Origin of the sequence: Kangiella aquimarina DSM 16071 (assembly GCF_000374105.1) — a bacterium.
GTDB lineage: Bacteria > Pseudomonadota > Gammaproteobacteria > Enterobacterales > Kangiellaceae > Kangiella > Kangiella aquimarina.
On sequence record NZ_KB893650.1, the window covers coordinates 92,465 to 104,642 of the forward strand.

The window sequence follows — 12,178 nt, forward strand, 5'->3', positions numbered from 1 at the left end:
GCTAATTAGTGAATCAGACCGTCCGCAACAAAATCACCACGCAATGAATTTGGGAATGCGTCAGTGATAGTCACTTCAGCAAACTTGCCGATCAGGCTATGCGGGCCAACGAAGTTGACGATACGATTATTCTCAGTACGACCACGAAGCTCCATCGGATCTTTCTTAGATGGACCTTCAACCAACACTTTCTGTGTAGTCCCGATCATATTGCGGCTGATTGAAAATGCCTGCTGATTAATGCGTTGCTGCAAAATCGACAGACGCTGTTTCTTCACTTCCATTGGCGTGTCATCAACGATATCTGCCGCAGGAGTACCAGGACGTGCGCTGTAAATAAAACTGAAGGAATGATCGTAGCCAATGTCAGCAATCAGGTTCATAGTATCTTCGAAATCCTGATCGGACTCGCCTGGGAAGCCAATAATAAAGTCTGACGACATAGAAATGTCGGGACGAATCTGACGCAGCTTACGAATCTTTGATTTGTATTCCAGCGCCGTATGACCACGCTTCATCATGGCCAATACACGATCCGAACCACTTTGAACAGGCAAGTGTAAATGGCTGACCAGCTCTGGCACTTCGGCATACACCTGAATTAAACGCTCTGAAAATTCTACTGGATGCGAAGTGGTATAACGAATGCGATCAATCCCATCGATTGCCGCAACGTAAGTGATTAATTCTGCTAAATCGGCAGTATGACCTTCGTGCGTGACACCGCGATAGGCGTTTACATTCTGACCCAACAAGTTAATTTCACGCACGCCCTGCTCCGCCAGTTGGGCACACTCTGCCAACACATCATCAAACGGGCGACTCACTTCTTCACCACGGGTGTATGGCACCACGCAGAACGAGCAATACTTTGAACAACCTTCCATCACCGACACAAAGGCCGTTGGCCCTTCTGCTCTCGGCTCAGGTAGGCGGTCAAATTTTTCAATTTCAGGGAAGCTGACATCAACCACGGCTTTTTTCTGACCGCTGGCTTCTTTAATCATTTCGGGGAGACGGTGCAAAGTTTGCGGGCCGAAAATGACATCCACATAAGGTGCACGTTGACGAATCGCTTCACCTTCCTGCGAGGCCACACAGCCGCCAACACCGATGATCAGATCCGGGTTAGTTTCTTTTAGGTTTTTCCACTGACCCAGCTGAGAAAATACCTTCTCCTGGGCTTTTTCACGGATTGAGCAGGTATTGAGTAGCACCACATCCGCTTCTTCAGCAGAGGCCGCCGCTTCCAAACCATGAGTTTTATTCAGTAGATCCGACATACGTGACGAATCGTACTCGTTCATCTGACAACCCCAGGTTTTGATAAATAACTTTTTGCTCATGCTCTCAATCACCGCTTTTTGGCTCAAAGGCCTTAAAATCAATAAGATAAAACCAGGCTGGTAAGCTCTTGTGCGTACCAGCCAGCATAAAATGGGCGCGAATTATACCATTAGCAAAAGGGCATTAGCCAGTGGCGACTGGCTATTTTTTAGGCAGTCTGAAAACCCTTTGCCGGTCCTGAAAAATGTCTCTCTATCAAGGCTGCAATGATATAGACACCAAAGCCGGTTAACAGAGAAATAAAGAATGGGGTCGCCCAACCGAAGACGAATTCTCCCAGAATCCAGATAGTCGCTGCGCTGACCAAGGTCAAACCTGCGGTAATTTCACCACCGAAGCGGGTAAAGAGACCAAAAGTACCCACTACAAAAACACCTGCACTACCAAATGCTGAAGCAGTCACCACCAGGTCATAGACTCCTTTGGCGTGTAACGCAATGTAGTAAGCAAGGCTACCAAGCACCACAATGCCTATACGTGCAAATAGTACTTTTTGACGCTCGCTGACCTCATGGTTACGTTTACTCAGTGGCACTACGATGTTGTGCGAAAGCAATGAACTGGAAGCCAATAACGCACTGTCAACCGTGGAAAGAATTGCCGAAACTAAAGCACCTGCAAAAAGAATGTAGAAGATCGTTGGCAGGTAAGATTTGGCAAGCTCTGGAAGTAGCTGTTCCGAGTCAGCCAGGTTTGGCATCAAATTCAGGCCTACCAGCCCTAAATAAACAGGGATCAGTCCCACTACTAAATACAGGCTGGCACCTTTCAGGGTAGAGCTACGGGCTTCTTCAGCACTACGACAAGCAAGCACCCGCGTGATCAACTCCTGAGTCAAGACTGAACCAAATATCGGAATGGCCCAAGCTTCAAATTTTTGCAGCAAGGTAGAGTCTTCAGAGACAAAACTGAAACGTGCCGGATCCACGCTGGTTAAACTGGCATTCGGATCACCGCTGGCAAAGACAAATATACCGAGTAACACCAGACCCAAAATCAGGAAACCGGCTTGAATCACATCGGTCACAGCTACCGCCAATAAACCACCGAGCATGGTGTAAATGATGACTACAGAAGCCGCAATGGTAATGGCATACTCGACCTGTAACCCAGAAAGCGACGAAAGAATTTGTCCGAAAGCTCTAATTTGAGCAGCTGCCCACAACATTGAAGCAGGCACCAAAATAATCACGACCAGCTTTTCGATACGCACCGAGTAGCGTTGACGGAATAAGTCAGCAAAGGTGATAAACTTTCGCTTCCACAGTGGCATGGCAAACACAATACCCATCAGAAACAGGCACAGCGAAAAACCAAAGGGATCAGCGGTACCGCCTGATAACCCGTTCTCATAGATGGATGATGCTGCCCCGATACAAGTTTCTGCACCAAACCAGGTGGCAAAAATAGTAAATACAGCCAGTCCGGGATTTAAACGTCGTCCCGCCAACAGAAAATCCGTTTCATTCTTGGGCTTACGCGAAGCCCACAAGCCCACTGCAAACTGTACAAGAACAAAAAAGATTACCCCGAGAACTACTATATTCATCGTCTGTCTGGTCTACCTGTGTCAGAAGTTGGCTAACTGTCTAAAAGTTAGGCACTAAAGTTCGCAAAATTAATCCTTTTTTGGTGAAAACTCCAGATTTTTTTCACATCCCGTTTGCTAGAGTTTGATGCTTAACCTACCATTGTTACAGTTTGGTATTTAATAGAAGACACTCTACCTCATAGGAGAAACCGTATGACTAAGGCTTTATTGACTAAAGCAGTGATTACTCTGGGAGCTATTTTTGCCCTACAGAGCTCTCCATCTATAGCATCTGAAGGCAAAGAATGGACTGTCGATAATGAAACATCACACCTTCACTTTGTATCAGTGAAAAATAATACCATTGGTGAAGTCAGTACCTTTGAAACACTTAAAGGACACCTAAGCGGCAACGGTCAGTTTGCATTAGAAATTCTACTCGACAGTGTTAATACGGGTATCGAAATTCGTGACCAGCGTATGAAGGAACATTTGTTCGATAGCAAAACCAATGTTGCCTTTATCGTCAATGGCAGCTTTGACTTGGCAAAAATTGAAGACCAAAAAGCTGGCAACAGTTCGCAGCATACTCTTGAAGCCACGATTCAGTTGGGCAGTGAAACCGTTGACATCAAAGCACCGGTTACCATTCAGACTTTGGCAGATGATCAATTACGAGTAACTTCAGTTAAACCTGTCGTAATTACTACCAGCAGTCTTAAACTAGACAGCGGCGTTGATAAATTGAAATCCCTTGCTGGTTTAAGAAGCATTGATCGAGTTGTGCCTGTGACTTTCGATTTGTATTTAAAACCGAAGAGTGAGTAGGCTCTTTCGTACTACTTGCTAGGAAGTATAGTTGTAATTTATGTTATTCACCACGGGCACTTCCTGCGGTCGCCCGCGAAAGCGGGTGACTGCAAGGAATGCCCTCGGGTAAATCCATGCTCTCATTATTTCCATTCCTATACTTTCTGTTTCGCTCTTCAGCGAGCTCCTTTTACGGAATACGTCACTGTATTCCGCTAAAGCCAGCGTCGCTTCACTCCGCTGTTCAAATTTGTTCCAGACAAATTTGTCTTGCTCCAAGTAACCACAAAATCGTCAGGAACGATTTTGAATAGCGAAGCTAGCCCGAAGGGTGAAGCACAGGGATGTGCTTCATAAAAGAAACGACACCCCGTGATTGAGGTTTTACTTCGTTCAACTACCTTCGTCTTCGCCAAGCCACTTAACGCATCGTAAAATACGCTCCATCTCCCTAAAGGGATTTCCTTCGGTCACTTGCCCGAATTTTACTATTCAAAACTTCCTGTTTTGAATTGCTATGTCTTGGCTACTTCTCAGCTCAATCAAAGGGGGCATTGGTGCTATCTTTAAATTGTATTACTCTTCTTCAACTTATAACCTACATCTAAACTCTTTCACCCCTGCCTTTTTTCTGCCAGATTTATCCATAACCGGACTTTTTTAACTTCTTTTCTCTCCACACTGTTGCGCTTTAATAACACCATCGAAAGACAAAACTTAAAACATTAATTTGATGGAGAAGCAACATGAAAACTATTTCCTTTAAACGTATTTTTATCGCAACACTTATCGTTTCAGTTTTTTCTGCAGCAGCAGCCGTTGAAGCAAGCGAATTAGATCAAGCTCCTGCCGGTGTGGTTAATTACACTATTAATGATGAATCTTTTTACTTAGTAGCGGACTCTTCTGAACAGCAGGTAACAACGGATGGTGAGTTAACTCAAATTACATTAACTGAAACTTTCAGCAATCAAACCGAGCAGATGATTATTGCAGAATACCAGCCAGCGTTACCGAACCCCGCGGCCTTGGTGAATTACGAAGTAACGGTTGATTCTGACCTGGGATGCGAACCAGCAAGTGCTGACAACCTGGTTATTGTTCCTGGACAATCGGTAACCGTCACTGTGACCTACAATCTGGTTGAAACTCAGCTTGTCAGTTTCCACAGCACTTTACCGACTCTGTATGCCGAAGAAGTTGTAGCGCCGCAGGTTGCATCGTCTTACTAATTAGAGACCTTAATAGTCATAGCCTAAACCCCCAACCACATATGGAGCTTTAACCAAGGGCCAGGAAGCCCACCCCCACAGCTAGAAACGACTCCTACTCTCTCCTCCGAAGCTGTGCTTAGCGCCGAAAGGCGCTTTTTTTTATGGTCTTATACTAAATAAAACTAATGCATATTTGGGAATGTTAGTCGATTGTATCGCAACTCAAACCTCCCCATCGTCACATCAACTATTAATAACTCATCACAAGAATACATAAGTCTACATTGTACGTCATATTTGCAATTGTTCAGTTATCGGTCAGTTGCTAGCTTGCTATTCGCTGCTGAAAAAATATTCACACACTAAGGGGAATAGATTGTCTTATTACAACAAAGATGAGCAGCAGCATTCATAATTTTTTCTTATTCTAAATAGTTATATTGAAGGAGATTCAATGAACACAATCCATAAATTCGCGCTCAGTGCTTTGTCACTTTGCGTCATGGCTTCTGTTGGCCAGGCGGCAGAGCGAAAGTCGTTGCGTGATAATTCGAGCCTGCAAAGTGCGATTGCTCAACAACAGAGTATTCCATCCAGCCTGGCAGCCAATGCATCGCAGCTGGTGGGTCTTTCAGCTCAGGAAAGCCTCAAACCACGTAAGTCCTATCAAAACAATAATGGCACGGTAACTACTCGTTACCAGCAATATTTTAAGGGTGTCCCGGTGATTGGTGACGATATCGTCATTACCAGCAATAGTGGCGGAATTTCCAGTTTTGCTCATGGTGCAGTATTGCAAGGTATCGGTCTGGATATTAATGACGTTTCACCTAAGCTTTCAGCAAAACGTGCCCTGTCTATTGCTAAAGGTCATCAACAGATGTCGTTGCTTTCTAGCAAAGCTCCTGTTTATGAGAATGAAATGTCAGAGCTGGCAATCTGGCAGGATCCTGATGGCATTGCCCGCCTGGTTTACTCAGTAAGTTTTGTTGCTCACGCTGATCAGCCCTCGCGCCCGCAAATGTTTATTGACGCCAAGACTGGGGAAGTCATTCATTCTTATGACAATCTACAAACTGCCAATGGTACCGGCCCTGGCGGCAACCAGAAAACTGGCCGCTATGTCTATGGCACTGATTTTGGTTATCTGGATGTGGCTCAATCAGGCAGCACCTGTAGCATGACCAGCAGTAATGTCGATACCATCAATATGAATAATTCGACGTCTGGTGGCAGCATTCACAGTTTTACTTGCCCGGAAAATACCGTTAAAGAAATAAACGGTGCCTACTCGCCATTAAATGATGGTCATTACTTCGGTAATGTTGTCTTCAATATGTTCAGCGACTGGTTTAACGCAGCGCCATTAACTCAGAAGCTTCGTGTTCGTGTTCACTATGGCAACAACTACGAAAATGCTTTCTGGGATGGTCAGCAAATGACCTTTGGTGATGGAGCCTCGACATTTTACCCTTTGGTATCCCTCGACGTTATGGCCCACGAAGTCAGTCACGGTTTTACTCAACAAAATTCCAATCTGGTTTACAGCGGTAAATCTGGTGGCCTGAATGAGTCTTACTCGGATATGTCTGGTGAAGCTGCCGAATATTATATGAATGGCTCTAATGATTTCCTGGTTGGCGAACAGATTTTCAAAGGCAATGGTGCGCTGCGTTATATGAACAATCCTCCTCAGGATAATCGTTCGATTGATCATCAGTCAGATTTCACCTCTGGCATGGACGTTCACCACAGCTCCGGTGTTTATAACAAAGCATTCTATTTATTGGCGACAACTTCTGGCTGGGATACCAAAAAGGCTTTTGAAGTTTATACGTTAGCAAACCGTAATTACTGGACATCGAATACTAATTGGGATGATGCCGGTGATGGTGTTCTCGATGCAGCCTGTGATCTAGGTTATGACGTCAACGATGTTCAGGCGACATTAGTTGCAGTGGGTGTTAGCAGTAATGTTAGTCCAGGTCGAGAGTGTGGACAGGATGATGATCCCACCGATCCTGGTGATAATGAACTTGAAAATGGCATTCCCAAGACAGGCCTTGCTGCTTCCACAGGTACAGATCTTGGATTTGTGATGTCAGTACCTAATGGCGCATCCAATATCCAGTTTGCTATTAGTGGCGGTTCTGGTGATGCTGACCTGTACGTCAAGAAAGGCAGCATGCCGACAGACTCCAGCTATGATTGTCGCCCATACCGTAACGGTAACAGTGAAAGCTGTAGTGTCAATGGTGGCGGTACCTACTACGTACGGGTTAAAGCTTATTCAAGCTTCTCAAACGTAACCTTAGTCGGTAGCTATAATGAAGTCAGTGATCCTGGCCCACAACCAGTGGATCGCACCATCAGCAATATTTCTGTCGCGCAAAATGGCTGGGCTAACTACACCCAGGAACTGGGTGAAGGCTACAGTAACCTGACAGTGACCATTACCGGTGGCTCAGGTGACGCTGATCTTTATGTCCGTCGCGGCTCTGCACCGACAACTTCAAACTATGACTGCCGCCCATATAAGTGGGGTAATGAAGAGGTCTGTACCTTCAGTGCACCTCAATCAGGAACCTGGTATATCGGTATTCGCGGCTATAATGCTTCGTCTGGCGTAACGCTTAGAATTGAAGCTACACCTCAATAAGTTGACATTGCAGGTAACAAAAAAGGGAGCCTAGGCTCCCTTTCTTTATCAGTTCAACTGATCTTGCAAAAATTACTCAGCGTTAGCTGGAGCTTCTTCTTGCGCAGGTGGATCAATTAAAGCTTTCATACTTAAACGGATACGGTTCTGACGATCCACTTCCAGTACTTTAACTTTAACAACATCACCTTCTTTCAAGTAGTCAGTTACTTTATTCACACGCTCATGAGCGATTTGTGAAATATGAACCAGACCATCGCGTCCAGGAGTGATTTCAACGAAAGCACCGAAGTCCGCAAGACGAACCACTTTACCTTCAAACTCCATGCCCGCTTCAATTGGCATAGTCATCAACTTGATGCGACGCACTGCTTCTGCAGCACCTTCTGCATCAGATGAAGCCACTTTTACCGTACCGTCATCTTCGATTTCAATGGTAGCGCCAGTTTCTTCGGTCAGGGCGCGAATGGTTGAACCACCTTTACCGATGACTTCTGAAATTTTGTCTACTGGGATCTTTATGGCAGTAATACGTGGTGCATATTGAGAGATGTCATCACGTGGCTTGTCGATTGCCTGATTCATTACACTCAAGATATGAAGACGGCCGCCTTTTGCTTGATGCAATGCCTGCTCCATAATTTCCTGAGTGATGCCTTCGATCTTGATGTCCATCTGTAGTGCTGTGATACCGTCTTGAGTACCCGCTACTTTAAAGTCCATATCACCCAAGTGATCTTCATCACCAAGGATGTCTGATAAGACAACAAAGTTATCAGCTTCTTTAACCAGACCCATGGCAATACCAGCTACTGGAGCTTTCATTGGTACGCCCGCATCCATCAATGCTAGTGAAGTACCACATACTGATGCCATTGAGCTTGAGCCGTTAGATTCAGTAATTTCTGATACCACACGGATAGTGTATGGGAATTCAGCAATACCTGGAACCATCGCTGCAACACCGCGCTTAGCCAAACGACCGTGACCAATTTCACGACGCTTTGGTGAGCCCATGAAACCAGTTTCACCTACACAGTATGGAGGGAAGTTATAGTGCAACATAAAGTGATCTTTTGACTCACCCATGATGCTGTCTTTTATCTGTGCGTCACGCTCTGTACCCAAGGTCGCGAAAACCATGGCCTGAGTTTCACCACGCGTAAAGATTGCTGAACCGTGTGTGCGAGGGAAAACGCCAGTGCGAATATCCAATGCACGAACCATATCTGGGTCACGGCCATCAATACGTGGCTTACCAGAAATAATGCGCGTGCGAACTACTTCTTTTTCAATCGCGTGGAACACGTCTTTAACTTCATCGGCTGAAGGCTGACCTTCTTCGTCGCCCGCTAACGCTTCTACACAAGCATCGGTTAATTCACCAATCTTGGCATAACGCTCAGCTTTATCAGCAATTTGATAAGCTTCTTCGATTGCTGCAAAAGAATGATTTTTTACAGCATCGTGTAGAGAAACATTTTTCTCAGGAGCTGACCATTCCCATTTAGGTTTAGCAGCTTCTGCAGCAAATTCTTTAATCGCTTTGATTGCTACCTGAGATTCCTGATGACCATACATTACCGCACCAAGCATAACGCTTTCAGGTAATTCATCAGCTTCTGACTCAACCATCAACACAGCACTTTCTGTACCGGCAACCATCAAGTCCAATTTTGAATTTTTCAGTTGAGTTACCGATGGGTTTAATACGTATTCGCCATCAATGTAACCCACTTGTGCTGCACCGACAGGACCGTTAAACGGAATGCCTGAAATTTCTAAAGCAGCTGAAGCACCTAACATGGCAACCACCTCGGTTGGCACATCCTGATTAATCGAAACAATCGTAATAACGATTTGTACTTCGTTAACAAAACCCTCAGGGAATAGAGGACGCAAAGGACGGTCAATCAGGCGAGCGATTAAAGTCTCTTCATCTGAAGGACGCGCTTCACGCTTCAAGAAACCGCCTGGGATTTTACCCGCTGCGTATGTTTTCTCAGTATAGTTTACTGTTAAAGGGAAGAAATCCTGACCTTCTTTGGCTTCTTTCTTACCAGTTACAGCAACAAAAGCTGTTGTTCCTTCGCAGTCAATAACTACTGCACCAGTCGCTTGACGAGCAACACGACCCGTTTCCATCGTGACCGTACGGCCACCGTATTCAAATGATTTTTTTGTATATTCCACAGTATTTTCCTATTTAAGTTTCAACACTTTCAGAACCCACATCGTCTGAAAGCAAAAAGGGGCCTAAAGGCCCCTTTATTCTTTTTAGCGACGCAGACCTAATTTCTTAATGAGGTCAGAGTAGCGGTCTTGATCTTTACGTTTCAAATAATCAAGCAACTTACGACGCTGGCTAACCATACGCAACAAGCCACGACGTGAGTGGTGGTCATGCTTATGCACTTTAAAGTGATCTTGCAAATGGTTAATTTGCGCAGTCAATAACGCTACTTGAACTTCAGGAGAACCAGTATCGCCTTCACCGCGTGCGTGTTCTTTTACAATTTCAGCTTTCGCTTCAGGACTTAGTGACATATTTTTACTCCAAATTTCAGGGACTTGCCCAAGTTTTTAAACAAGACAGGCCAATCACTAATTCAGCCAGTCAAATGAATGCGGGATTTTACCTTAGTCACTCACCATTCAGCAAGCGATAAAGCGCCAAATCGCCCGTTTTTATTGAGATTTTTACTGATTTACCGCATCTTTTAGCGGCAATTCAATTGTGGACTCGATGAAGCATTGTCGAAGAAACTGCTCAAAGCAAGATTCTGTTTCTGGGAGCTTCTCACGTAAGCGGTGTCCACCGTCGAAAATATGCAGGTTTGCACCAGCTGCCTGGGCAAATTTAATCACGTTTGCCACTGGCACTATGTCATCTTTCCAACCATGAACAATAGTTACCGGACATTTTACCTTTTCAAGCTCTGCTTCCGCGTAGCCATCCAGGTAAATTGCAGGAGATATTAAAAACATACCCAACGGGTGATTTTCAATACCAGCCACCGCAGAAACATAACCGCCCATGCTGGTTCCCACCAGAATATAAGGGCGTTGTAAATTTGCCAAATGATTGTTTAACTTATTCACGCGTTCATTGGTAGGCAGACGGCGGTAATCCAGTGATTCCACCTCAAATCCCATGCGCTCGGCAATCTTCGACAGTGCCTGGATACGACTTCCTTTCGGACCACTAACTTTACCGTGAGAGAAAATTACCAGTGGTTTTACAATTTCAGTCATTACCCTAAATCCTTCTTTTTCATTTTTTATACACTCGCCTCATCGGTTCTGATTAGGCGGCTTGGTGCAACTTTGCCATCATCATTGATAACACCTACACCAATAAATTGATCATCATGCAATAGGCCAACACTGCCATCAATTGGCACTCCGGCAATCTGCACCGCCTGGCCTAACCGAATATAATAGGCTTCATCATCCGTTAATTGAACGAGCGGCATATGGCTTAATGCCTGCTCAACGGGAAGTAACAGCTCATCCATTTCCAGCTTGGCATCAACCTGCTTTAATTCTTCTAGATGCGCCAGGGTGACAGTCTGTCCAAGATTAAAGTCCCCAACTGCAGTGCGACGTAATTCTAACACATGTGCACCACAACCCAGCTCATCACCAATATCTTCGACCAGATTTCGTACATAAGTTCCCTTTGAACAATGTACATCCAGCACAAATTCGTCATCGCTAAAAGTCACCAGCTCAAGTGAGTAAATATCCACTTCGCGTGCGTCCCTTTCAACTTCAATACCTTTACGAGCCAACTTATAAAGAGGCACACCATCTTTCTTTAAGGCTGAATACATCGATGGAACCTGGCTGATAGTACCTTTAAATTGTTGCAGTACTTTGACAAGTTGCTCTTCTGTTACATCAACTGGTTTGCTTTCGATGACTTCGCCTTCGCGATCAGCTGTGGTGGTCTTTTCACCCAGCTTTGCAGTTACACGATATTTCTTATCGGCATTGAGCAGATATTGCGAAAACTTGGTGGCCTCGCCAAAGCAAATGGGTAACACACCGGTAGCAATTGGATCCAATGCACCTGTGTGGCCAGCTTTTGCTGCGAAATACAAAAACTTGGCTTGTTGCAGTGCTTTATTGGAAGTAATGTCGGTGGGTTTATCCAATAGCAGGATGCCCGTAATATCGCGACCGCGTTTACGACGTCTGCCCATGGTCTTTCTCCGGAAATCTAAACTATGATTTTTTCGACTCGTCTTCTGAAATGGCCTTTTCAATCAAGGATGACATTCTTTGGCCTTCGACAATCGACTTATCAAATAAAAAGCGCAGGCTTGGAACACTACGCATACGGATGGATTTTGCTAATTGAGAACGTAGGAAACCAGCAGCGCCAGAAAGAACTTCCAACGCCTGCTTAATCTCCTGCTCATCATCTTTACCTAAAAAAGTCACAAACACTTTCGCATTCTGAAGATCACTGGTGACCTCTACTGCAGAGACAGTGACTATTCCCAATCGAGGGTCTTTCACTTCTCGTTGAAGCAATACCGCCAACTCACGTTGGATTTGATCAGCAACTCTTTGTGCGCGTGCTTGTGACATTTTTATCTACCCAATTAC

10 protein-coding genes are annotated in these 12,178 nt (G+C 44.9%); 3 read left to right on the forward strand and 7 right to left on the reverse strand.

Going from position 1 to position 12,178, the window contains the following annotated elements:
- Positions 1 to 5: 5 nt before the first annotated feature.
- Together miaB and B158_RS0100505 are read right to left on the reverse strand one after the other, a co-directional pair.
- Positions 6 to 1,346 (reverse strand): tRNA (N6-isopentenyl adenosine(37)-C2)-methylthiotransferase MiaB, encoded by a 1,341-nt coding sequence (gene miaB / locus B158_RS12785; RefSeq protein WP_018623359.1) that lies wholly within the window; start codon positions 1,344 to 1,346, stop codon positions 6 to 8.
- 149 nt (positions 1,347 to 1,495) lie between these two features.
- Complete coding sequence (locus B158_RS0100505) at positions 1,496 to 2,896, reverse strand: sodium:solute symporter family protein (protein WP_018623360.1); 1,401 nt, start codon at positions 2,894 to 2,896, stop codon at positions 1,496 to 1,498.
- Positions 2,897 to 3,091: 195 nt separating this feature from the next.
- Between B158_RS0100505 and B158_RS0100510 the strand changes: the two genes are divergently transcribed.
- The 3 genes from B158_RS0100510 to B158_RS0100520 all read left to right on the forward strand — a co-directional run bounded on the left by B158_RS0100510 (position 3,092) and on the right by B158_RS0100520 (position 7,561).
- Positions 3,092 to 3,706, forward strand: a complete 615-nt coding sequence (locus B158_RS0100510; protein ID WP_018623361.1) for a YceI family protein — start codon at positions 3,092 to 3,094, stop codon at positions 3,704 to 3,706.
- Positions 3,707 to 4,434: 728 nt separating this feature from the next.
- Positions 4,435 to 4,920: a hypothetical protein gene (locus tag B158_RS0100515; RefSeq protein ID WP_018623362.1), complete on the forward strand. Its 486-nt coding sequence runs from the start codon at positions 4,435 to 4,437 to the stop codon at positions 4,918 to 4,920.
- A gap of 436 nt (positions 4,921 to 5,356) precedes the next feature.
- Entirely contained in the window at positions 5,357 to 7,561 is a 2,205-nt protein-coding gene (locus B158_RS0100520; protein ID WP_018623363.1) for a M4 family metallopeptidase, read from the forward strand.
- Between the two features lie 72 nt (positions 7,562 to 7,633).
- Here the strand turns inward: B158_RS0100520 and pnp are convergent, their stop codons facing one another.
- The 5 genes from pnp to rbfA all read right to left on the reverse strand — a co-directional run bounded on the left by pnp (position 7,634) and on the right by rbfA (position 12,160).
- A complete protein-coding gene (pnp, locus tag B158_RS0100525; protein ID WP_051082504.1) occupies positions 7,634 to 9,706 on the reverse strand; it encodes a polyribonucleotide nucleotidyltransferase in 2,073 nt (690 codons plus the stop codon).
- Positions 9,707 to 9,838: 132 nt separating this feature from the next.
- Positions 9,839 to 10,108, reverse strand: coding sequence for a 30S ribosomal protein S15 (rpsO, locus tag B158_RS0100530; RefSeq protein WP_018623365.1), 270 nt, complete (start codon positions 10,106 to 10,108; stop codon positions 9,839 to 9,841).
- A 153-nt stretch (positions 10,109 to 10,261) separates the two neighbouring features.
- Complete coding sequence (locus B158_RS0100535; protein ID WP_018623366.1) at positions 10,262 to 10,816, reverse strand: alpha/beta hydrolase; 555 nt, start codon at positions 10,814 to 10,816, stop codon at positions 10,262 to 10,264.
- A 26-nt stretch (positions 10,817 to 10,842) separates the two neighbouring features.
- On the reverse strand, positions 10,843 to 11,769 hold the full coding sequence (truB, locus tag B158_RS0100540; RefSeq protein ID WP_018623367.1) for a tRNA pseudouridine(55) synthase TruB: 927 nt from the start codon (positions 11,767 to 11,769) through the stop codon (positions 10,843 to 10,845).
- 22 nt (positions 11,770 to 11,791) lie between these two features.
- Positions 11,792 to 12,160, reverse strand: coding sequence for a 30S ribosome-binding factor RbfA (rbfA, locus tag B158_RS0100545; protein WP_018623368.1), 369 nt, complete (start codon positions 12,158 to 12,160; stop codon positions 11,792 to 11,794).
- Between the last annotated feature and the right edge of the window lie 18 nt (positions 12,161 to 12,178).